The sequence below is a fragment of the Salmonella sp. NW38 genome, from assembly GCF_051807745.1.
Classification (GTDB): Bacteria; Pseudomonadota; Gammaproteobacteria; order Enterobacterales; family Enterobacteriaceae; genus Salmonella; species Salmonella enterica.
Map to the genome: position 1 here is coordinate 364,523 of NZ_JAMMTO010000004.1, position 20,741 is coordinate 385,263.

The following is a 20,741-nucleotide window of genomic DNA, read 5'->3' on the forward strand; positions in this document are numbered from 1 at the left end:
GTTGATCTCCTCAGGACGCGGCGACTTCAGCCAGGTTGCCGCGCACTTTGCTTTCGCGCCAGAAGTAAACGCCAACGTAAACAAAGCACAGCATGGAAACCAGGAATGAGAGCTGTAGCGAGTGGAACATGTCCGCCACATAACCCTGAATCGCAGGAACCACCGCCGCGCCGACAATCGCCATCACGATCACCGCCCCCGCCATTTCGGTATGCTCGTTATCGACGGTATCGAGCGTTCCGGCATAAATGGTCGCCCAGCAGGGGCCAAACAGAACACTGACCAGCACCGCCACGTATACCGCGCTAAAGCTGGGCGCCAGCGCCACGTAGGCCAGGAACAGCGCGCCGATCACAGAGTAAAGGATCAGGACTTTTTCCGGGTTAAAGCGTGTCATCAGAATGTTGGCGATAAACTTGCCGATAAAAAAGCAGGCGAAGCTGTAGACCATAAAGGTTGAGGCATCGCGCTCATTGATATCGCCTAACTCCAGCGCCAGACGGATAGTGAACGACCAGACCGCCACCTGCATTCCCACATACAGGAACTGCGCCACAATACCGCGACGGAAACGGGCATTGCTGGCGAGATAGCGTAACGTATCCAGCGCCGAGGGGCGTTTATGACTCGCGGTTTGCGCGACTTTACAGGTCGGGAAACGCGTCAGCAGGAACAGTACCATCACCACTACCAGAACCATAATCATGTACTTATAGGGTTCCAGAGTGTTTTCCAGCATCAGCACCTTGAAGTTGTGGACTTGCTCAGCATTCATGCCCGCCATCTGTTTTTCCAGGCTTTCCCCTTCGGAAAAGACCAGATATTTACCCAATAAAATGCCTGCCGCCGCGCCGATCGGATAAAAGGTCTGGCTGATATTCAGCCGCAGCGTGGCGTAGGCTTTCGGCCCGATCATCGAACTGTAGGTGTTCGCCGCCGTTTCCAGGAAACTCAGGCCAATCGCAATGGCGAAAATCGCCGCGAGGAACATAGTGTAGGTCGCCATGTGCGACGCCGGAAAAAAGAGCGTACAGCCGACAATGTATAGCGTCAGGCCGATAAGTATCGCCACTTTATAACTGGTTTTTTTAATGACCAGCGAGGCCGGAATAGCAATTAAAAAATAACCGCCATAAAAGGCGCTTTGTACTAATGCCGAAGCAAAGTTGCTCAGCGAAAATACACTTTTAAATTGCGTAATCAGAATATCATTTAACGCGGCTGCGCATCCCCATAATGGGAATAAACAGGATAACAAAATAAACTGGAACAGAGGTGTCTTATTCAGATACCCGTCGGGCATCTGAACGATGTTTTTATCGTTCATAGTGCTACCTTTAACAGTGCAGGGTGATTGTTATTCGTTCAACGAAAGATACTCATTAAATTGCTCAATGCTTGGATAAGAGGATTGGGTGCCTTTCCCGGTGACGCTGAAAGCGGCAAAGAGGACGGCTTTTTTCATGGCGGCTTCCACATCCCCGCTCTGGACGTAGTAATGCGCGAAACAGCCGATAAAGGCATCGCCCGCGCCGCTGGTATCGACAGCGTTCACTCGAAACGCCGGAACATGGACTTCCTGGTCACGCGTCATCCACAGCGCGCCTTTCTCACCCATGGTGACGATAATATTGTTCAGCCCTTTATCCACCAGCGAACGTGCCGCTGCGCGAATATGGTCATAGGTATCCACTGGCATACCGGTTAATATTTCCAGCTCGGTTTCATTGGGTACAAAGAAATCGCATTTACAGGCATAAGACATATCTAATTCCCGTAATGCTGGCGCAGGGTTTAATAACACTTCAATCCCGTGTTTCTTGCCAAATTCTATTGCGTGATAAACCGTTTCCAGCTGAACTTCCAGTTGCAGAACAATAAGCTGGCATTTTTTTAAATCTTCCGCCGCGCGATCGATATCTTCCGGCGAGAGAAACTTGTTAGCGCCTTTGATGATCAGAATGCTGTTGCTGGAGTTGGCGTTGACGAAAATCGGCGCTACGCCGCTGCTGGTACACGGTACTTTTTCTACATACGTCGTATTGATCCCCCAGGATTCGAGATTACGAATGGTGTTGTCGGCAAAAATATCGTCGCCCACTTTGGTCAACATCAATACTTTTGAATTGAGCTTAGCGGCCGCCACGGCCTGGTTCGCCCCTTTTCCGCCGCAGCCGATTTTAAACGCCGGCGCTTCCAGAGTTTCCCCTTCTTTGGGCATCTGGTTGGTGTAGGTGATAAGGTCCACCATGTTAGAGCCAATAACCGCGATATCCATTTTACTCCCTCTCAGAAATCGTCACACGACAATGATATTAAAATAACATTATCATGTTACTTCCGTATCATTTGTGACTATGATCGCGATTAGAGGATCATTTTGCCATTTACTGCGTGAACAATCCCTGGCGGAACATACGCGCATCAAATCATTTTTAGGGTTACAATTTACTGAAAATTAACTATTTATTGTTATAAAACGCGAATAAACCCACTTTTATTTCCTGACGGCCAGACGTATAGTAGTGCCACACTGTAATGTTCTCAGAAACACATAAATGTTACTGATGGAACATAACAACATGATTTGCGGAGAGGGTGAATGGAGACCAAGCAAAAAGAACGTATCCGACGCTTGATGGAGTTACTGAAAAAGACCGATCGAATCCATCTGAAAGACGCCGCGCGGATGCTGGAAGTTTCGGTGATGACCATTCGCCGCGATCTCAGCCAGGATGATGACCCTTTACCGCTGACGCTGCTCGGCGGCTATATCGTCATGGTAAATAAGCCTACGTCTTCAACCACTATGCCGCTGCCGGCGAAAAAGACGCATCATCGGGACGACCTTCCCGTTGCGATCCTGGCCGCCGGCCTGGTGCGTGAAAACGATCTGGTTTTTTTTGATAACGGTCCGGAAATGCCATTAGTTATCAGCATGATACCGGATGATATTACCTTTACCGGGATTTGCTACTCGCATCGGGTATTTATCGCGCTGAATGAAAAGCCTAATGCCACGGCGATTCTGTGCGGCGGCACCTATCGGGCCAAGAGCGATGCCTTTTATGATGCCAATAATCCTTCGGCGCTGGATTCGCTCAATCCGCGCAAAGTGTTTATTTCCGCCAGCGGCGTACATGAACATTTTGGCGTGAGCTGGTTTAACCCGGATGATCTTGCCGCCAAACGTAAAGCGATGGAGCGCGGTCTGCGCAAAATTTTGCTGGCGCGTCACGCCCTGTTTGATGAGGTCGCGCCTGCCAGCATTGGTCCGCTTTCTGCCTTTGATGTCCTGATTAGCGATCGCCCATTACCGACAGATTATGCCGTTCACTGTCGGAATGGTTCCGTCAAAGTCATCACGCCTGATTCGGAAAGTGAATAACTTACTCAAAAAAGACGGCAATTTTATTGAACATGGTGGGATCGGACTGGTTTCGTACCACCTTCGCCACGTCTTCCAGTTTATCGATCTGACTGATCATCTGTTCAAGCCGCTGATCGTCATTGACCAGAAGCCAGATGCGGCTCTGATCGCTACCCTGAATCGGTAAACAGAGAATACCCTCAACGTTGAAAGCGCGTCGGGCGAACAGCCCGCAGACGTGGGTCATCACGCCAGGATGGTTGCGAACGGTCAGCTCCAGAATAACGTTATCATGTGATTGTTTCTGCATGGCTTATTCCCCCACCATCTCTGTATTTGCCGCGCCCGGCGGCACCATCGGATACACTTTTTCTTCCGCATCAATGCGCACGTGGATCAACGCCGGTCCAGGACGACGAATGATAGCCTGCAACGCCGCCTGCGGATCGGCTTCGTTATTCAAATCACAGGTGTCCAGACCAAACCCGGCGGCAATCTGCATAAAATTGATGCTTCCCGGATAGGTTGCCGCAAAAACGCCCTGTTTATAGAACAGACTCTGTTGCTGATGTACCAGTCCCAGCGCGTCGTTATTCATCAGGATAATTTTCACATCCAACTGGTTTTCACTGGCGGTAGCCATCTCCTGAATATTCATCATCAAACTACCATCGCCGGAAAAACACAGCACCTTGTTGCCCGGATTCGCCAGCGCCGCGCCAATCGCCGCGGGCAGACCAAACCCCATGGTGCCCAGCCCGCCGGAAGTCAGCCACTGACGCGGACGGTTGAGCGGATAAGCCTGCGCGGTCCACATCTGATGCTGACCTACGTCAGTGGTAATAATCGCGTTGTCGTCCACACAGGCGGCGACTGCGTTAATCAGCCCATAGTGACTAAGCGGGTTATTTTCCTGGGGAATACTGCAGGGGAATTCTTGCTGCAAGTCCGCCACCAACTGATGCCATGCTTCCCGCGGCTGTGCCTCGATATGGGGAATTAACTGTGCCAGTACATCATCGACATCCGCCTGAATAGCCACATGCGGCTGCTTAATTTTGCCTAACTCGGCGCGATCGATATCCACATGGATGATTTTGGCGTTCGGACAAAACTGCTCCGTTTTGCCAATCGCCCGGTCATCAAAACGCGCGCCCAGGACAATCAGTAAATCGGCCTCTTGCAGAATAAAATTGGTACTGCGCGCGCCGTGCATCCCCAGCATTCCTAACGACAGCGGATGCGCCTTAGGCAGCATTCCCAGCGCCATTAAGGTCATTGTCGTCGGCAGTTGCGCTTTTTCCGCCAGTTCGCGCACGCGTGTCGGCGCATTGATCACGCCGCCGCCCAGATACAGCACCGGACGCTTCGCCGCGTTAATCATTGCGGCGGCCTCGCGGATACTCTCCGCGCTAAACTCCGGCGGGGGTGATTTTTCCGCCGGCGACGGCAACGCATCCAGCTCAATTGTCGCCGTCTGCACATCTTTAGGAACGTCTATCCACACCGGGCCGGGACGCCCCGACTGCGCCAGACGAAAAGCATCGCTCATCACCTGAGGCAGCTCATTGATATTTCTGACCAGATAGTTGTGCTTGGTGATGGGGATAGAGATACCGTAGGTATCCACTTCCTGAAACGCGTCAGTACCGATCATGGACGCCGGAACCTGCCCGGTAATGCAGATTAACGGAATGGAATCCAGGCGCGCATCGGCAATGGCCGTGACCAGATTGGTCGCGCCCGGCCCGCTACAGGCCATACAAACAGCAGGTTTACCCTCCGTCCGCGCCATCCCCTGCGCAATAAACCCCGCGCCTTGTTCGTGGCGCGCCAGAATATGACGGATTTGCGTGCTTTGGCTTAACGCGTCGTAAACGGGGAGGATCGAACCGCCGGGAATGCCGGTGACGATACGAATCCCCTGGCGCTCCAGAAAATGAACAATAAATTCCGCGCCCGTAAAGCGCTGAGGTGTAGATGTTGTGCCCGAACTTGCCATGCTCCATTCCTTTTATTCTGAGCCGACGTTCCGGGAAGGTGTCTTAAACAAAAAACCCCGCCCGGTTTGCGCCGGCGGGGTTTTGGAATCGTGTGTGTTCCGGACCCTACGGCGCATTGCCGACGACCACCACCACACGCACGACGACCACCACCACACGCACGACGACCACTGCGCGAGATGGCGCAGTTGTTAGTAGGGTCGCGTTCAGCATGGAAGGGTTCATTAGGGGCCTTGTCTGTTTGTTATTAACACGTTTTATACAAGCACAGCGCTTTCAGCATGACAACGGAAAAATTTTCATCTGCACAAAAATGCGTCAGCGATCACATTTTTCTACGAATTTACACGCTTTGAGTATAGGCGTGATAAGCGTAGCGCCTTCCGGTAATCGCCGGGATTGATGATCACGCGTTTCACAATGCCGGAAAACAAAAAACCTCGCCGAAGCGAGGTTCTTACAGCGTAATGCGGGTGGTAGCCGCGAAGCACACTGTGTTATGTCAACAGCAGAAGTATACGCGTTCTGTGCAGAACGCGCAATTTCGGCGCGAATTTTGATGAATTTGAGTATGGATCAGAAGCTCCGTTCTGTCTATAAATTACTGTTAATTTATACAGTACTTAACTATAATGTCTTTGACACAATGTGTTATGCGGGGGCCGCATCGTAAACCGGCGCAACGAAGTCCTGGCTGAAACGGGTGGTGCCGTCAGCGCCTTAACCCCCTCGTGAGCACACTGTGTTATGTCAACACGCACACTATTCCTCGCAAAAGGGATCGCGTGCGCAACAGCTGGCAACAGGCAGCGGAAAGGTACGTCGGCTGGCAGTGCTCCTTAACCACAGGAGACGCGTATGAGCGTAGTGGATATCACCATTCTTATCCTGAAACTCATTGTTGCAGCACTGCAACTGCTTGATGCTGTTCTGAAATACCTTAAGTAATTCAGATTCAAGCCGCACCGAAGGGGAGCGGGCAACCGCTCCCCTTTCACCTTATCCGCTGGTCTTTCGCTTCCCGGGTATGTTACGTTTTTATGACATCCTCAACGACGCCTGACGCTATGACCCTTTCCGTTTTCTGCATTTTGCTGTTCGCCGCGCTGCTACATGCCAGCTGGAACGCCATTGTCAAAGCGGGAAACGATAAGCTCTACGCCGCGATCGGCGTCAGCGGTTCCGCGGCGGTCATGGCATTGATCCTTTTGCCCTTCTCGCCGCAGCCAGCTCACGCCAGTATCCCTTTTTTAGCGGCCTCTACCGCGCTCCAGGTGGTGTATACCGTCCTGGTGGCGAAAACCTATCAGGTCTCGGACATGAGCCAGACCTATCCTCTTATGCGCGGCACCGCGCCGCTGCTGGTGGCGCTCATTAGCGTTCTGTTTCTTGGCGACAGCCTGTCGTCGATGGCCTGGATCGGCATCGCAGTGATCTGTATGGCGATACTTGGGATGGCCTGTAATGGCCGCGCCAGCTCTCAACGTGGTGTCGTGCTGGCATTAACTAACGCCTGTTTTATTGCCGGATATACGCTGGTGGACGGGACCGGCGTAAGACTCTCCGAAACGGCGCTGGGCTATACGCTATGGTCATTTTTTCTCAACGGCGCCTGCCTGTTAACCTGGGCGATGATTGCGCGGCGGCGGGAAGCGTCGCGTTATCTGGCGCAACAGTGGAAAAAAGGCATTTTTGGCGGGATTGGCACTATGGGATCTTATGGGCTGGCGCTATGGGCCATGACCCAGGCGCCGCTGGCGGTGGTCGCCGCGCTGCGTGAGACGTCGATTTTATTCGGCGCGCTGATAGCCTGGCTGTTGCTTAAAGAGAAAGTGGCCGGGCTACGTCTGGTGGCGGCAGGCGGGATTGCCCTCGGGGCGATTTTACTCCGTCTGTCATAATTGCCCAATAACAGCCGCAGACGTAACACATTCTCGGCAACATTTGTTGCCGCTTTTGTTTACATATCCTGCCGTTCCTTCGTCTGCCATTGCTGGTCGCTGTCTGGCCTTCTTTTTCTGGTGTGATAGATTCCTCTCGCATTTATGGGAATGCGCAGCAAGTTATTCTTATTTTTTCTTTTTTTGAAAAGTAATCAGCGAAATGAAAAGGCAGAGAAACGTCAATTTGTTGTTGATGTTGGTGTTACTAGTGGCCGTAGGGCAGATGGCGCAAACCATTTATATTCCCGCCATCGCCGATATGGCACAAGCGCTAAACGTCCGGGAAGGCGCCGTCCAGAGCGTAATGGCTGCTTACCTCCTGACCTACGGCGTCTCGCAACTGTTTTACGGCCCGCTTTCCGACCGGGTTGGGCGCCGCCCGGTAATCCTCGTCGGCATGTCTATTTTTATGGTAGCGACTCTGTTCGCCATGACCACGCATAGTTTGACGGTGTTGATTGCCGCCAGCGCCATGCAAGGGATGGGAACCGGCGTTGGCGGAGTAATGGCGAGAACGCTCCCGCGCGATCTGTATGAAGGAACGCAACTTCGTCACGCCAATAGCCTGTTAAATATGGGGATTCTGGTCAGCCCGCTGTTAGCGCCGCTGATTGGCGGTCTGCTGGACACCCTGTGGAACTGGCGCGCGTGTTACGCTTTCCTGCTGGTGCTTTGCGCTGGCGTCACCTTCAGCATGGCGCGCTGGATGCCGGAAACCCGCCCCGCCGGCGCGCCGCGCACACGGCTGATCGCCAGCTATAAAACGCTGTTTGGCAACGGCGCATTTAACTGTTATCTGCTGATGCTAATCGGCGGGCTGGCTGGCATTGCGGTCTTTGAAGCCTGTTCCGGCGTGCTGATGGGGGCAGTATTAGGTCTCAGCAGTATGGTGGTAAGCATTCTGTTTATTCTGCCGATTCCGGCGGCGTTCTTCGGCGCCTGGTTTGCCGGACGCCCGAATAAACGCTTCTCAACCCTGATGTGGCAGTCAGTTATTTGCTGTCTGCTGGCAGGCCTTATGATGTGGATTCCCGGCTGGTTTGGCGTGATGAACGTCTGGACGCTACTCATCCCCGCTGCACTGTTTTTCTTCGGTGCCGGGATGTTATTTCCACTGGCCACCAGCGGCGCGATGGAGCCGTTTCCGTTCCTCGCAGGCACCGCTGGCGCGCTGGTCGGCGGGCTGCAAAATATTGGTTCCGGCGTACTGGCGTGGCTTTCGGCAATGTTGCCGCAAACCGGTCAGGGCAGTCTGGGATTGCTGATGACCCTTATGGGATTACTGATCCTGGCGTGCTGGCTGCCGCTGGCGTCACGGATATCGCATCAGGGACAGACGGTTTAACGTTCCCCTCGCCCGGCTTTTTGCCGGGCGTTTCACATTCCGGCGCGATCATCGCATTGAGCAGGGGCTCCTGCGCCGGGCGCCACGCTCCTTCTTCGCCGTCATAAAACTGAGTGTCTGCGTTTATCGCATACGGAATATGCGCTTTTTTCAGCTCGCAGGCCATAAAACGGGCAAACGCGAACTGTGAAGCGACCGGCGTCATTTTTATCGACTCTCCCGGCGCCCATCCGCCCACCCAGCTTGCATGGCCGGTCTTATGCTGCCAGCGAACCGCAGCGTTGATCCGTGCCCGAATCGCCGCTTTTTCCGCCGCCGTGCCTGATGTCCACGGATATTTACCGCCGCTTTTCAGGGGGCCCCACGGGAAGATGTGCCACTCCGCCAGTACATAGTTCTGGCTTTGCGCCGGCAGTTTAAGCGCCGACAAATCCTCCGGCGCGGCGCGCATGCGGGGGGCAACGAAAATCATCCGCTGTGGGTCAATGGCGTGAATCAGGCGGATGGTTTTGTCATATACGCGATTCAGCGACGCCATATTATGATTAAGTTTGTCGGCAGGCTCATAAATGAGATCGAACCCCAAAAGCGGGGATGTCTGACCAAAATAGCGCGCGACCACGCTCCACCAGTTGATCAGCTCCTTTTCATGGCTGGCGCTGGGATCGGTTTTATACGCATCCGCCTGATAGGCAATAATGGGTATGACGCCATAGTATTCGCAGGCCTCTACCAGCTTACGCAAATGGATGAGGCGCGCTTCCGTCGGCGCGCCTGCCACACGAATACGGACATGCGTTAACCCTTTTGCCTTAAAATCCCGCACGACCAGCGGATCAAACTCGCGGATACCCCGTTCCGTTCGCGCCCAGTCAACATCCATCCCAACGCCAAGCTGCTGCGCATAGCGCGCCGCCGTCAAAGGCATCGGTTTCGCATAGACGACCGCGCTGGTCAGCATGAGAGAGGCAATAAGCGGTTTAAACACGACGCCCCCTAAAATTTTTACCACGGTGATAGCACGTATTTAGCATATTCACTCCCGGCAGGTGTAGCGACAAAGCGTAATAAATCTTCACACCTGTTCCTGCAACCAGCGAATAAATGCCTCGATTTTCGGCCACTGCCTGCCAGGCAGAGTGGTGACATAATAATGCTGATGACATTTCAGCCTCATGTCACCAAAAGGCGCAATCAGTTCGCCGCTGTCGAGACGCTTTTGCACCAGCCGTTTACGCCCCATCGCCACGCCAATGTGGTTCATCGCAGCAATCACCGCTAAATCAGAACGATCGAAGCCAATGCCGGATGAATCCGGCAAATTTACCGCAAAATGCTGCGCCCAACTGTGCCACTCATCGGTGCCCGAATCGTTACTCCACGCCTGTCTGTCGTGCAAGAGCGTACAGTGCCGCAAGTTATTCAGGTTGTCCTGCAAGGCGAAACGATGGGCGTAATCCGGGCTGCAAACGGGCAAAATCGCCTCATCCATTAAAAAATGGTGCGTGAGCTGCGCCGACGGCGCATCGTCAAAATAGATAGCCAGGTCAATGCCGGCACGCTGTAGGTTAACGTTATCGTTGCCGGTCAGCATAGTGAGAGAAATTGACGGATAGCGACGGGTAAAGTCCCCCAACGCGGGCACCAGCCAGCACTGGGCGATAGAGGGGCGTGAATACACGGTCAACGTGCCGGACAGTTCCTGATTTTTGATATCGAGGATTTCCTGATTCAACGTATCCAGCGACGATTTCAGCGCCCAGAATACCCGTTTGCCTTCATGGGTAAGCTCCACTTTACGGTGAGAGCGGACAAATAGCTGGATTCCCAACTCGGCTTCCAGTTGATTGATACGATGGCTTACCGCACTTGGGCTTAACGACAGCTCATCTGCCGCCAGAGCAAAGGACTGGTGTCTGGCCGCGACTTCAAAAGTATAGAGTTTGGATAACTGCCAGCCGTTGAGTAAGCGGTTTCGGGTATCGCGAAGGGGTTCCATGGCAACCTCAGTCATCTTTTAATTTCCCGAAGTGTAAAAAAACACGCTGAAAAAATCCGCACATAGATGAAGCAAAATGAACCATATCGCAAAATAAAGGCAATATTAGATGGAAATCACATAGTTGATTCAATTTACATCATGTGAATGGCAAATTATATCGTTTGTCAGGAGGTGCTGTTTTTCTGTCCAATAAGAACAGATTAATCACAGGGTAGGTGAGATATGCACGCTCAAATCTGGGTAGTGAGCACGCTGCTGATCAGCATCGTGTTAATCGTATTGACCATCGTGAAGTTTAAATTCCACCCCTTCCTGGCGTTACTGCTCGCCAGTTTCTTTGTCGGCGCGATGATGGGCATGGGGCCGCTGGAGATGGTCACGGCGATAGAAAACGGAATAGGCGGTACGCTCGGTTTTCTGGCCGCCGTTATCGGTCTTGGCACCATCCTCGGCAAAATGATGGAGGTTTCCGGCGCGGCGGAACGCATCGGGCTTACTCTCCAGCGCTGCCGCTGGCTCTCAGCTGACGTGATCATGGTACTGGTGGGGCTGATTTGCGGAATCACGTTGTTCGTGGAAGTGGGCGTCGTGTTGCTCATCCCACTGGCGTTTTCTATCGCTAAAAAAACCCATACCTCGCTGCTGAAGCTGGCCATTCCGCTGTGTACCGCGCTGATGGCCGTCCATTGCGTGGTACCGCCGCATCCGGCTGCGCTGTTTGTCGCAAATAAACTGGGGGCGGATATCGGCTCGGTGATTGTCTACGGTCTACTGGTCGGGCTGATGGCCTCATTGGTCGGCGGCCCGCTGTTCTTAAAGTTTCTGGGTAATCGTCTGCCGTTCAAGCCCGTACCGACAGAGTTTGCGGATCTTGAAGTGCGCGCCGAAAACACCCTGCCGTCGCTGGGCGCAACGCTGTTTACCGTTCTGCTGCCGATTGGCCTGATGCTGGTGAAAACCGTCGCTGAACTGAATATGGCGAAAGACGGCACGTTGTATACGCTGCTGGAGTTTATCGGTAATCCGATCACCGCGATGTTTATCGCTGTCTTTGTGGCGTATTACATACTCGGTCTGCGCCAGCATATGGGGATGAGCGCGCTACTTACCCACACCGAAAACGGCTTTGGCGCCATTGCGAACATCCTGCTGATTATCGGCGCGGGCGGCGCGTTCAACGCCATTCTCAAAAGTAGCGGGCTGGCGGACACGCTGGCGGTGATCCTCTCAAATATGCATATGCACCCGATTCTGCTGGCATGGCTGGTAGCGCTGATTCTGCACGCGGCGGTCGGCTCTGCGACGGTGGCGATGATGGGCGCCACCGCGATTGTTGCGCCCATGCTGCCGCTCTATCCTGACGTCAGCCCGGAGATCATTGCGATTGCCATTGGTTCCGGCGCCATTGGCTGCACGATCGTGACCGATTCCCTGTTCTGGCTGGTCAAGCAGTATTGCGGCGCTACGCTGAATGAAACGTTTAAATACTATACGACGGCCACGTTTATCGCATCTGTCGTTGCACTGGCTGGCACATTCCTGCTTTCCTTTATCATCTGATCGTAAAGAGACGTACTATGGAAAACATACAAAAGCTCATCGCCCGGTATCCTTTGGTCCAGGATCTAGTCGCCCTCAAAGAAACCACCTGGTTTAACCCGGGCGCCACCTCTCTTGCACAAGGTCTACCGTATGTCGGCCTGACGGAGCAGGACGTAAACGCCGCCCATGACCGTCTGGCGCGCTTTGCGCCGTATCTGGCGAAAGCGTTTCCGCAAACCGCTGCCGCTGGCGGCATGATCGAATCTGACGTGGTCGCTATTCCGGCCATGCAAAAGCGGCTGGAAAAAGAGTATGGGCAAACGATCGACGGTGAAATGCTGTTAAAAAAAGACAGTCACCTGGCAATCTCTGGTTCCATTAAAGCGCGCGGCGGCATCTACGAGGTGCTAACGCACGCGGAAAAACTGGCGCTGGAGGCGGGTCTGTTAACCACCGACGATGACTATAGCGTGTTGCTTTCGCCGGAATTTAAACAATTCTTCAGCCAATACAGTATCGCCGTCGGTTCAACCGGCAATCTGGGGCTATCGATCGGTATCATGAGCGCCTGCATTGGTTTTAAAGTGACGGTACATATGTCTGCCGACGCCCGCGCCTGGAAAAAAGCGAAGCTGCGTAGCCACGGCGTGACGGTCGTAGAATACGAAGATGATTACGGCGTGGCGGTTGAGCAGGGTCGTAAAGCAGCGCAATCCGATCCAAACTGTTTCTTTATCGACGATGAAAACTCCCGCACGCTATTTCTGGGCTATGCGGTAGCGGGCCAGCGCCTGAAAGCGCAATTCGCGCAACAGGGACGCGTCGTTGACGCCAGCCACCCACTGTTTGTTTATCTGCCGTGCGGCGTTGGCGGCGGCCCTGGCGGCGTCGCCTTTGGCCTGAAACTGGCGTTTGGCGACAACGTCCACTGTTTCTTTGCCGAACCGACCCATTCACCCTGCATGTTACTCGGCGTTTATACCGGTCTGCACGATGCCATCTCAGTACAAGATATCGGTATTGATAACCTGACGGCGGCGGACGGCCTGGCGGTAGGTCGCGCTTCGGGCTTTGTTGGTCGGGCAATGGAGCGCCTGCTTGACGGCCTCTATACCTTAGACGATCAAACAATGTACGACATGCTGGGCTGGCTGGCGCAGGAGGAAGGAATTCGACTGGAGCCATCAGCTCTGGCGGGGATGGCCGGGCCACAGCGCATTTGCGCCGCCACCGAGTATCAGCAAAGGCATGGATTCAATCAGACGCAGCTCGGCAACGCGACGCATCTGGTATGGGCAACCGGGGGCGGCATGGTGCCGGAGGATGAAATGGAACAATACCTGGCAAAAGGACGCTAATACTCGCTCAGTGCCGGAAAGACGGCAGCGCCATCCGGCACGCCATCGCCTGATGGCGCTACGCTTATCAGGCTTACGACGCTAACGCAGCATCGCCATCAACTCCTCCGGCGAGCGATGCTGTTTCAGTAAATCCCGCATCACCCGCATATGCGGCGAGGAGTAGTTAAAAAAGGTCTGGTAGCCCTCGCAAAGCCGGTTTTTCCCCTGGCTATCCCGATGCTCAGGGCATCCGCCGCCGCAAAATCGTAATAAAGAGCACTTCTGACATTCAGCGCTTAGCGGCGCCTTGTCCGGCGCTTCAGCGCCATTCCTGCCGCCGCACCACTGCTGTAGCGTCTCATCAAAAAGGCGAACCGAGATACGCTGAATATCTTCACGTACCCAAATATCAAATACGCTATTTAAAAACCGCCCCCAGTCTGCTGAACACAATGAATCCTCGGTCAACATTCCGTTCCGGTCATGCTCCAACAATGGGATAAAATGGACATTGCGAATGCCGAGCCGTTGTAAGTTACGGTACAGTTGCTGAGGGCGCTGGCTATTCTGGCGATTTACGACGACCTGAATCTGGTCATCACTCACGACAATGTCCTGACGTCCTGTCATATAAAGTTCCCGATAAATGCAATAAGTTGGCGAATATGGGTAACAGCAAACAGGATTGCGAGCGACAACACCGCGAGGGAGATCAAAAATTTGTCACGCACGACATGAGTTTCGGAAAAATCGCTATGCGCGACATCCATCAAATTACGACTCAGGGTATAACGCCAAAGAATCACCGCCACTATCGCCAGAACGCTGATCGACACCCAGAACAAGAACCCCGCCTGATGCCAGTGGTGCCTGACGGCTAACGCCATTAACGCCCCGTATCCCAGCAGCGTGCGAAACCAGGCCAGCGAGGTACGTTCCGGTTGCAGCCCCGGATCGTTCTGCCGACGGGCTTTACGACTATCCGGCATACAGTACCAGCCCCATCACTATCACCGCGACAATCATCAAAATAACGCTGATGATCAACAGGCTATGGGTATAAGGCAAATCCTCTTTCAGACGCATCGCTTTTTCATTACGTAACCAGCGTAGATAGCCATAAATCGCCAGGCCGCCCGCAAACAGACACAACAGTAGCGCCAGCAGTTCACGGATCACCGGCGTGGCAAAATCCGGGGCGAGCTGATCAAGACCGACGCCTGCCGCCAGAAATCCCAGCGAGGTGCGAATCCACGCCAGAAAGGTGCGCTCATTTGCCAGTGAGAAGCGATAATCCGGCGCTTCTCCGAGGCGGGAAATCTTCATGACGACTCCTTTTACGTTCTTATGTATTCCCGTTCGTTTTCAGAATACCACTCACGTTGTTGCTGATATGCTTCACATTATCCCGCAGCAAGGGAATCTTATTGCAAAATAACTGTAGTTCACTGGTGATGCGTTTTGGCGCAACCACGCTCATTGCCGCTATTTTTCATTTCAGTTGCGACCTTTTTCAACGCCACCGCCAGGAAAGGCATTATTGCCGAATTAAAAGCTGAAAAACCACCCGTCGCGACGAAAAAAAAGGCGAAAAAGATTGATAACAAACTGAAATAAAATGGAATTATGCTCGTTGCCATTACGCTGATTAGCACGTTCATTGAGGAAGGATATAAGAAGAAGAGCAGAAGTGTGACCGGTGCGGCGCGCGTTATCCAGCCTGGATTTAACACAGTGCGTAGGCTGGATAAGCAACGCGCCATCAGGCGCTAACCCATTCCCCAAAAAATCACCGCCAGCAGTTGTGGCGTGATAATACGCAGGAACATCACTAACGGATAGACGGTCGCGTAAGAGAGCGCCGCCGCGCCGCTGGTGGCATGAAGATTGTTGGCAAATGCCAGCGCTGGCGGATCGGTCATCGAACCGGCCAGCATCCCGCACAGCGTCAGATAGTTCATTTTGGCAAAAATCCGCGCCAGCAAACCGACGGTAATCAGCGGAATAGCGGTGATGAAAATACCATAGCCAATCCAGCTTAATCCTTCACCCTGCGTCAGCGTATCGACAAAATCGCCGCCGGATTTCAGCCCAACGACCGCCAAAAACAAAACGATGCCTAACTCACGCAGCGCGAGGTTGGCGCTCGGCGGCATAAACCAGTACAGCTTACCGATGCTGCCGATACGCCCCAAAATGAGCGCCATGATCAGCGGCCCGCCGGCCAGCCCCAGTTTTAACGCGACCGGGAATCCCGGCACAAACAACGGGATTGACCCAAGCAGAACCCCTAATCCGATGCCGATAAACACCGGCAGCATCTGCACCTGCTGGAGTTTTTGTTGCGCGTTGCCGACCACATTGGCTACCGCATCAATCGAGGCTGGACGCCCCACCAGATTGAGAATGTCGCCAAACTGCAGGCTGGCGTCACTACTGGCGACCAGCTCAACGCCCGCGCGGTTAAGACGGGAGATAACCACGTCATAACGCTCTTTAAAGTGCAAATCGCGGATACGTTTGCCGAGCACTTTTTCGTTGGTGACGACCACACGCTCGACGCGTAAATCCGTGCCGCGCGTCGACAACGAGGTGTCCACTTCCTTGCCGATCACCAGTTGCGCGTTATGCAGGTCGGTAGATTGGCCGACGAGGTGCAGCAGGTCGCCTGCCTGGATAATCGTCCCCGGCGACGGCACCATCAGCGTGTCGTCGCGTTTCAGGCGTGAGCAAATGATTTTATCGCTGTTCAGGATCGGCACATCCTGAATAGCCATATTATTGAGGTTCGGATTCTCGACACGGATATTCATTGTTTGAATTAATGAATGACCGTTAGCGAGAGAGGATTCGTGCTTCTGCGCCTCTGCCTCGACGTTAACGCGAAAAATCAGCCGCATCAGCCACATGGTGAGCAAAATACCGCAGATGCCAAACGGATACGCCATCGCATAGCTCATCCCCATCTGATCTACCAGATCCACTGGCGTTCCCAGATCGCGCAGGATTTGCTGACCCGCCCCTAACGCAGGCGTATTGGTGACTGCGCCGGAGAAAATCCCCAGCACCACTGGCAGCGGAATAGCGAAAATTTTATGCAGAATCGCGGTGACCAACCCGCCCATAATCACAATCAAAACAGCAAACAGATTGAGACGCAGCCCGGAAACGCGCAGCGAGGCGAAAAACCCCGGCCCCACCTGTATGCCGATGGTATAAACAAAAAGGATCAGGCCGAATTCCTGGATAAAGTGCAGCATATCGCCGCTCAGCGTCACCCCAGCCTGATCGACGAAGTGGCCGACGATAATACCGCCGAACAACACACCGCCAATACCAAAGCCGACACCGCGCACTTTAATGTTGCCGATCCATAAACCGACAACCGCCACCAACGCCAGAACGCTGACCGTCAATGCGATATCACTCATCTTTTCTTCCCTGTGAGTAACATTTCAATTTATAGGGATTATGACTGAACCGTTAAGGCATATATACAGCATGGCGCACATTCTCATGTTACAAAACCGCCCAGACGTCCTGACTTCGGCAGCGTCTTACCCTTTTTCGTGGCACAAAAAAGCCCCGCCATCTCTGGCGGGGCAAGGCAAGGAGCTCATTAGCTATTTAATGCGGAGCGTTCGTTAATGGCGATACGCTGCGGCGCAATGGTTTCCGGCTCGTTGCGGGTTAAATCAATATGCAGCAGGCCGTTGGTAAACGTCGCGCCGGAAACTTCCATATTCTCAGCCAGCGTAAAGCTCAGGCTAAAAGGCTGCATGACCAGGCCCTGATGTAACCATTTGGGCTCGTTTTCCGGCTGTTCCGGCGTGCCTTTCACCGTCAGGCGCGTGCCTTCCAGTTGAATATCCAGATCTTCCTGACGGAAACCGGCTAACGCTAAGGTAATGCGATAATGGTTATCGTCGCTTTTTTCGATGTTATAGGGCGGGAAGCTCTGGCTTTCGCCGCTGTTTTGCAGCGCATTGGCCAGCTTGTCAAAACCGATCCATTGACGCAGCAGTGGGGATAAATCGTAGTTACGCATAATCATTTCTCCTTCTAAGAAGCGAGTTTTTGCCTTCACACTTTACGTGCGAATATGCTCCCTGACGGCGAGCATGGGATGACAGGCCGCGCAACGCGACCCGACGGAATCAGTTAATTTCGATACGGCGCGGTTTGTTCGCTTCCGGAATCACGCGCTCCAGTTCGATATACAGCAGCCCGTTGACCAGGTTTGCGCCGCGAACGTGAATGTTCTCCGCTAACTGGAACTTACGTTCAAAGTTACGCTCGGCAATGCCCTGATACAGGTAAGTACGTTCTTTCTGCTCGTCCGCATGAGCGCCTTTTACCACCAGTAAATTATCCTGGGCAGTAATCTCCAGTTCGCTTTCCGCGAAACCGGCAACGGCAATGGCGATGCGGTAGTGGTTTTCGTCTACCAGCTCAACGTTGTACGGAGGGTAGCCGCCATTACTTTGGCTTTGGTTATTTTCAAGCAGGTTAAACAGACGGTCAAAACCAATGGCAGAACGGTACAGCGGGGATAAATCAAAGTTACGCATAATCATAAACTCCTGAAATCAGCGAGAATGTCAGACCTTCCATCATGGACAGGCCAGGATTGCCAGAACACCCATCAGGCGTGCCCTTCTATTCACTACGTCTTATAAATGGGTCTGAATACGTACTTTTCAAGTATTTTAATCCGACTTTTTTTTGCAGTTTATTGGCTATTGCATAGACTGGTTGGGACAGCACTGATTGTTAAAGTGCGATTACTGCCACAGTGCCGCGTACTGGTGATGTTATTTTTAGCAACGGATCGCTATAACTCATCATGCAAATAACGACAACCAACAGATGAATGAGTGATGATAAAAAACGTGTTGTTAACGCTGATAATATGGAATGGGATGCTTTTATTAGGCGGTTGTTCAAGCGTCATGTCGCACACCGGCGGTAAAGAGGGTACTTATCCTGGCACGCGCGCCAGCGCTACGATGATCGGTAACGATGAGACAAACTGGGGCACCAAATCGTTGGCTATCCTGGATATGCCGTTTACCGCCGTGATGGATACGATCCTTCTGCCGTGGGACATCTTCCGCAAAGACAGTTCGGTAAGATCGCGCGTAGAGAAAAGCGAGGAGGAGACGAAAATGACCAATGCCGTCATCCCCCCGGCGAAGATGCCTCCTCCCTGATCTATCGCCCGGTTTCCGTCACCCATAGCTGACGGAACCCTTTCACCTCTTCCATCCATGCGACGTGTCGCCCATCCGGTGAAAAAACGACGGCGTCCGCAGACGGCGGGTTGTCGTGCCTGGCGGTTAAGAAGTCGATCCTCCCACTTTGTGCGTCGCAGCAGGCAATCCGATTTTCCAGCACCAGTCCCAGCCATTTACCCGACGGATGCCAGTTAAACGCTGACTGTACGCCGGTCGCATGATGCGTTAACTGCCGGGGCTCGCCTCCCTGCGGCGATATCAGCCACAGTTGCGCTACGCCGTTATCGTCCCGCATCAAAAAGGCGATCGCCGTCGCCTGCGGATTACTGCGGACCCAGTGGCGTGGTTCGTTAGTGAGCCCAGGGTAAACACGCTGGTGAGTAAAGGTAAGACGCCGCTGAACTACGCCCAACGGCGGCGATGGCATCGTTGATTCGGTTCCCGTCAGCGGCGTGTCGCCTGCCTGTTTCCAGCCGTTTTCATGACACGGTAAATCGACAATAAACAGCTCCGGGACTTTTTTGCCCGTCAGCGACAGCGTATCGCCAATAAAGGCGATCTGGCGGTTGCCCACCCAGCCCTCTTCATAGGCGCGGTTAATGTCATCGCTGCCAGGTCTCGGCGCAGGCGTCGTGCGGCTAACCAGTACGCACCAGTGGCTACCGCTGTATTCGCGCGGATGCTGAACCGGCACCGTAACCGGCCCATACGGCACGGCCACGCCGACATTACGCAGATCCAGCGCCGGATCTCGCTCATGCAGAACGTGGTCATTATAGGTAAAACTCACCAGCTCGCCGTTCGGGCTAAATACATGGACGTGGCTGCCGCCGCGCAGCGCGCCGGGAGTATACGGCGCAGTAATATCCATCGCATCGAGGTTAGTCACGCCCCCCGGCGTTGCAATAACGCCCCGACGGTGGTGGAAATCGTAATGCCACGTCTCATCAGGGTTTTCAGGGCCATGAATAAACACATAGTGATTGTCGGCAGGATGCACCGTCACCACGCCGACATGCGCGCCCTGCACGGCGCGATAAATCACCTCCACGTCGCCGGTATGCACATTGACACGCTCAATGGTCTTGCCCGTAAATGACGCGCCTGAAGGCCGTACATCAAAGACCAGCCACTGGCTGTCAGGTGTCCAGGTATTGGTGTTGGTAAGCTGGTGATGGCGCGGCGTAAAGGTGATTTGTTTCATAGGATGTCCTGATAAGAGACGATGCTCGCCATCATACTTCACACGGGCTTCACTTTCAGGCTTTAGCGTATCGTTGAGATAGCCAGGCCCGATGGCGCCACGCCACCGGGCCGTCAGGGCATTATTTCTCCTGCGCCAGCCGGATACTGCGCTCTATCACCGCCCGCCGGGCGTCACCCGCCGGCAGCAGCTTCAGCATCATCTCCCAGGCCGCCACCGCCTCGCCAAAACGCTGCTGCTCAAAGGCGCTGAACGCATACAGGCTTAACACCCGGATATCCGTGTGGTCACGGCTCACCAGCCGGCGCAGCAGCTCCCCGCCGCGGCGGTTATCCTCCGGGTCGGACGAGCGCGTCAGCGCCTCCGCGTAGCCCAGCGCCGCATCGCGGTTTTCCGGGTCCAGGCGGTAGGCGTTCGCATACGCCCCGGTGGCGGTACCGGCATTACCCAGTACCATACCGGTGCGCCCCAGCATGAGCCAGCCCTCAACATTGCCGGCATCATTCTGCAGGCGGGTACGCAGCCCCAGCGCCAGCCGCGCCATCTCCTCCTCATTCAGCGGCTGCGCCTGCGGGTCCAGCGCCCGCGCCAGCAGTCCCGGCGTCTGCGCCGTTGCCTGCTGCCAGACCCTGACCTGCTGATAGCTGCCGGTCAGGGCGTAGCTGCCGGCGCCGACCGCCAGCGCAATGACGGCCCCCGGCACGTAAACGCCCCACCCGGCGCGCGCGCCGCAAACCGGGGTGTCCGCCGGCAGC

The 20,741-nt window shown here is 54.1% G+C and carries 23 protein-coding genes, 1 pseudogene and 1 other annotated feature; of the genes and pseudogenes, 8 read left to right on the forward strand and 16 right to left on the reverse strand.

All coding sequences use genetic code 11. The features are described 5' to 3' along the window. Positions 1-10: 10 nt before the first annotated feature. A complete protein-coding gene (gene fucP / locus NA624_RS10005) occupies positions 11-1,327 on the reverse strand; it encodes an L-fucose:H+ symporter permease (RefSeq protein WP_000998359.1) in 1,317 nt (438 codons plus the stop codon). A gap of 30 nt (positions 1,328-1,357) precedes the next feature. Then, the gene (rbsK, locus tag NA624_RS10010) at positions 1,358-2,278 is read right to left on the reverse strand and encodes a ribokinase (RefSeq protein ID WP_000350272.1); all 921 of its coding nucleotides are present in this window, start codon (positions 2,276-2,278) and stop codon (positions 1,358-1,360) included. 324 nt (positions 2,279-2,602) lie between these two features. Here rbsK and NA624_RS10015 point away from each other — a divergent pair, with 324 nt between their 5' ends. Further along, positions 2,603-3,388 carry a DeoR family transcriptional regulator gene (locus NA624_RS10015; RefSeq protein WP_000448649.1) on the forward strand — a complete coding sequence of 262 codons (786 nt, stop codon included), beginning with the start codon at positions 2,603-2,605 and terminating at the stop codon, positions 3,386-3,388. A gap of 1 nt (position 3,389) precedes the next feature. Here NA624_RS10015 and ilvN read toward each other — a convergent pair whose 3' ends face one another. The 3 genes from ilvN to ivbL all read right to left on the reverse strand — a co-directional run bounded on the left by ilvN (position 3,390) and on the right by ivbL (position 5,598). Then, entirely contained in the window at positions 3,390-3,680 is a 291-nt protein-coding gene (gene ilvN / locus NA624_RS10020; RefSeq protein ID WP_001171826.1) for an acetolactate synthase small subunit, read from the reverse strand. A gap of 3 nt (positions 3,681-3,683) precedes the next feature. Next, positions 3,684-5,372 carry an acetolactate synthase large subunit gene (gene ilvB / locus NA624_RS10025; protein ID WP_000168439.1) on the reverse strand — a complete coding sequence of 563 codons (1,689 nt, stop codon included), beginning with the start codon at positions 5,370-5,372 and terminating at the stop codon, positions 3,684-3,686. A 106-nt stretch (positions 5,373-5,478) separates the two neighbouring features. Beyond that, positions 5,479-5,598, reverse strand: a complete 120-nt coding sequence (ivbL, locus tag NA624_RS10030) for an ilvB operon leader peptide IvbL (protein ID WP_058811726.1) — start codon at positions 5,596-5,598, stop codon at positions 5,479-5,481. 522 nt (positions 5,599-6,120) lie between these two features. Between ivbL and NA624_RS10035 the strand changes: the two are divergent. The 4 genes and pseudogenes from NA624_RS10035 to emrD all read left to right on the forward strand — a co-directional run bounded on the left by NA624_RS10035 (position 6,121) and on the right by emrD (position 8,661). Beyond that, positions 6,121-6,235 (forward strand): annotated as a pseudogene (locus NA624_RS10035) (hypothetical protein). Then, positions 6,232-6,321 carry a type I toxin-antitoxin system toxin TisB gene (gene tisB, locus NA624_RS10040; protein ID WP_000117642.1) on the forward strand — a complete coding sequence of 30 codons (90 nt, stop codon included), beginning with the start codon at positions 6,232-6,234 and terminating at the stop codon, positions 6,319-6,321. Before NA624_RS10035 ends, tisB begins: the two are co-directional and overlap by 4 nt. 92 nt (positions 6,322-6,413) lie before the next feature. After that, positions 6,414-7,274, forward strand: a complete 861-nt coding sequence (locus tag NA624_RS10045; RefSeq protein ID WP_001547948.1) for a DMT family transporter — start codon at positions 6,414-6,416, stop codon at positions 7,272-7,274. 202 nt (positions 7,275-7,476) lie between these two features. Continuing rightward, positions 7,477-8,661 (forward strand): multidrug efflux MFS transporter EmrD, encoded by a 1,185-nt coding sequence (gene emrD, locus NA624_RS10050; protein ID WP_000828737.1) that lies wholly within the window; start codon positions 7,477-7,479, stop codon positions 8,659-8,661. Here the strand turns inward: emrD and NA624_RS10055 are convergent. Both NA624_RS10055 and dsdC read right to left on the reverse strand, forming a co-directional pair. Further along, positions 8,588-9,673: a cellulase family glycosylhydrolase gene (locus tag NA624_RS10055; protein WP_000238926.1), complete on the reverse strand. Its 1,086-nt coding sequence runs from the start codon at positions 9,671-9,673 to the stop codon at positions 8,588-8,590. The two genes, emrD and NA624_RS10055, sit on opposite strands and share 74 nt — an antisense overlap. A 63-nt stretch (positions 9,674-9,736) precedes the next feature. Beyond that, complete coding sequence (gene dsdC, locus NA624_RS10060) at positions 9,737-10,660, reverse strand: DNA-binding transcriptional regulator DsdC (RefSeq protein ID WP_001522218.1); 924 nt, start codon at positions 10,658-10,660, stop codon at positions 9,737-9,739. Between the two features lie 225 nt (positions 10,661-10,885). Between dsdC and dsdX the strand changes: the two genes are divergently transcribed. Further along, positions 10,886-12,223, forward strand: a complete 1,338-nt coding sequence (gene dsdX, locus NA624_RS10065) for a D-serine transporter DsdX (RefSeq protein ID WP_000543317.1) — start codon at positions 10,886-10,888, stop codon at positions 12,221-12,223. Between the two features lie 17 nt (positions 12,224-12,240). After that, positions 12,241-13,563 carry a D-serine ammonia-lyase gene (gene dsdA, locus NA624_RS10070; protein ID WP_000428000.1) on the forward strand — a complete coding sequence of 441 codons (1,323 nt, stop codon included), beginning with the start codon at positions 12,241-12,243 and terminating at the stop codon, positions 13,561-13,563. An 81-nt stretch (positions 13,564-13,644) separates the two neighbouring features. On the opposite strand, the gene NA624_RS10075 is transcribed toward dsdA, so the two are convergent. From NA624_RS10075 to ibpA, 7 genes are all read right to left on the reverse strand, one after another. After that, positions 13,645-14,175, reverse strand: a complete 531-nt coding sequence (locus tag NA624_RS10075) for a radical SAM protein (RefSeq protein ID WP_000147831.1) — start codon at positions 14,173-14,175, stop codon at positions 13,645-13,647. Further along, positions 14,172-14,534, reverse strand: coding sequence for a DUF202 domain-containing protein (locus NA624_RS10080; protein WP_001113454.1), 363 nt, complete (start codon positions 14,532-14,534; stop codon positions 14,172-14,174). The genes NA624_RS10075 and NA624_RS10080 overlap by 4 nt, the downstream gene beginning before the upstream one ends. After that, positions 14,524-14,871 carry a YidH family protein gene (locus NA624_RS10085; protein WP_000703964.1) on the reverse strand — a complete coding sequence of 116 codons (348 nt, stop codon included), beginning with the start codon at positions 14,869-14,871 and terminating at the stop codon, positions 14,524-14,526. Before NA624_RS10085 ends, NA624_RS10080 begins: the two co-directional genes overlap by 11 nt. Before the next feature lie 119 nt (positions 14,872-14,990). Next, positions 14,991-15,308, reverse strand: a complete 318-nt coding sequence (locus NA624_RS10090) for a hypothetical protein (protein ID WP_162094114.1) — start codon at positions 15,306-15,308, stop codon at positions 14,991-14,993. A 6-nt stretch (positions 15,309-15,314) separates the two neighbouring features. After that, complete coding sequence (locus NA624_RS10095) at positions 15,315-16,976, reverse strand: putative transporter (protein WP_001279793.1); 1,662 nt, start codon at positions 16,974-16,976, stop codon at positions 15,315-15,317. A gap of 188 nt (positions 16,977-17,164) precedes the next feature. Beyond that, the gene (gene ibpB, locus NA624_RS10100) at positions 17,165-17,593 is read right to left on the reverse strand and encodes a small heat shock chaperone IbpB (protein ID WP_001246919.1); all 429 of its coding nucleotides are present in this window, start codon (positions 17,591-17,593) and stop codon (positions 17,165-17,167) included. 109 nt (positions 17,594-17,702) lie between these two features. After that, positions 17,703-18,116, reverse strand: coding sequence for a small heat shock chaperone IbpA (ibpA, locus tag NA624_RS10105; protein ID WP_001532742.1), 414 nt, complete (start codon positions 18,114-18,116; stop codon positions 17,703-17,705). Next, positions 18,110-18,183 (reverse strand) — a sequence feature (ROSE (Repression Of Heat Shock gene Expression) occurs in the 5'-region of heat shock genes and acts as an RNA thermometer to modulate expression.). Its footprint overlaps the gene before it by 7 nt. Positions 18,184-18,425: 242 nt before the next feature. Here ibpA and NA624_RS10110 point away from each other — a divergent pair. Further along, on the forward strand, positions 18,426-18,758 hold the full coding sequence (locus NA624_RS10110) for a YceK/YidQ family lipoprotein (protein ID WP_001543704.1): 333 nt from the start codon (positions 18,426-18,428) through the stop codon (positions 18,756-18,758). A gap of 1 nt (position 18,759) precedes the next feature. Here the strand turns inward: NA624_RS10110 and NA624_RS10115 are convergent, their stop codons facing one another. Next, the gene (locus NA624_RS10115; RefSeq protein WP_000809941.1) at positions 18,760-19,986 is read right to left on the reverse strand and encodes a DUF3748 domain-containing protein; all 1,227 of its coding nucleotides are present in this window, start codon (positions 19,984-19,986) and stop codon (positions 18,760-18,762) included. A 121-nt stretch (positions 19,987-20,107) separates the two neighbouring features. Next, a partial coding sequence (locus tag NA624_RS10120) for a tetratricopeptide repeat protein (protein ID WP_281782225.1) occupies positions 20,108-20,741 on the reverse strand: 634 nt, incomplete at its 5' end.

Bases quoted from the DNA above. Each gene is read 5' to 3' on its own strand.
- dsdX (WP_000543317.1), top strand. From the start codon at position 10,886: ATGCACGCTCAAATCTGGGTAGTGAGCACGCTGCTGATCAGCATCGTG.
- NA624_RS10080 (WP_001113454.1), bottom strand. From the start codon at position 14,534: ATGCCGGATAGTCGTAAAGCCCGTCGGCAGAACGATCCGGGGCTGCAA.
- ibpB (WP_001246919.1), bottom strand. From the start codon at position 17,593: ATGCGTAACTACGATTTATCCCCACTGCTGCGTCAATGGATCGGTTTT.
- ilvB (WP_000168439.1), bottom strand. From the start codon at position 5,372: ATGGCAAGTTCGGGCACAACATCTACACCTCAGCGCTTTACGGGCGCG.
- NA624_RS10015 (WP_000448649.1), top strand. From the start codon at position 2,603: ATGGAGACCAAGCAAAAAGAACGTATCCGACGCTTGATGGAGTTACTG.
- NA624_RS10115 (WP_000809941.1), bottom strand. From the start codon at position 19,986: ATGAAACAAATCACCTTTACGCCGCGCCATCACCAGCTTACCAACACC.
- ibpA (WP_001532742.1), bottom strand. From the start codon at position 18,116: ATGCGTAACTTTGATTTATCCCCGCTGTACCGTTCTGCCATTGGTTTT.
- fucP (WP_000998359.1), bottom strand. From the start codon at position 1,327: ATGAACGATAAAAACATCGTTCAGATGCCCGACGGGTATCTGAATAAG.
- tisB (WP_000117642.1), top strand. From the start codon at position 6,232: ATGAGCGTAGTGGATATCACCATTCTTATCCTGAAACTCATTGTTGCA.
- NA624_RS10090 (WP_162094114.1), bottom strand. From the start codon at position 15,308: ATGGCGCGTTGCTTATCCAGCCTACGCACTGTGTTAAATCCAGGCTGG.
- NA624_RS10110 (WP_001543704.1), top strand. From the start codon at position 18,426: ATGATAAAAAACGTGTTGTTAACGCTGATAATATGGAATGGGATGCTT.
- rbsK (WP_000350272.1), bottom strand. From the start codon at position 2,278: ATGGATATCGCGGTTATTGGCTCTAACATGGTGGACCTTATCACCTAC.
- dsdA (WP_000428000.1), top strand. From the start codon at position 12,241: ATGGAAAACATACAAAAGCTCATCGCCCGGTATCCTTTGGTCCAGGAT.
- ilvN (WP_001171826.1), bottom strand. From the start codon at position 3,680: ATGCAGAAACAATCACATGATAACGTTATTCTGGAGCTGACCGTTCGC.
- NA624_RS10095 (WP_001279793.1), bottom strand. From the start codon at position 16,976: ATGAGTGATATCGCATTGACGGTCAGCGTTCTGGCGTTGGTGGCGGTT.
- ivbL (WP_058811726.1), bottom strand. From the start codon at position 5,598: ATGAACCCTTCCATGCTGAACGCGACCCTACTAACAACTGCGCCATCT.
- NA624_RS10045 (WP_001547948.1), top strand. From the start codon at position 6,414: ATGACATCCTCAACGACGCCTGACGCTATGACCCTTTCCGTTTTCTGC.
- NA624_RS10075 (WP_000147831.1), bottom strand. From the start codon at position 14,175: ATGACAGGACGTCAGGACATTGTCGTGAGTGATGACCAGATTCAGGTC.
- NA624_RS10085 (WP_000703964.1), bottom strand. From the start codon at position 14,871: ATGAAGATTTCCCGCCTCGGAGAAGCGCCGGATTATCGCTTCTCACTG.
- emrD (WP_000828737.1), top strand. From the start codon at position 7,477: ATGAAAAGGCAGAGAAACGTCAATTTGTTGTTGATGTTGGTGTTACTA.
- dsdC (WP_001522218.1), bottom strand. From the start codon at position 10,660: ATGGAACCCCTTCGCGATACCCGAAACCGCTTACTCAACGGCTGGCAG.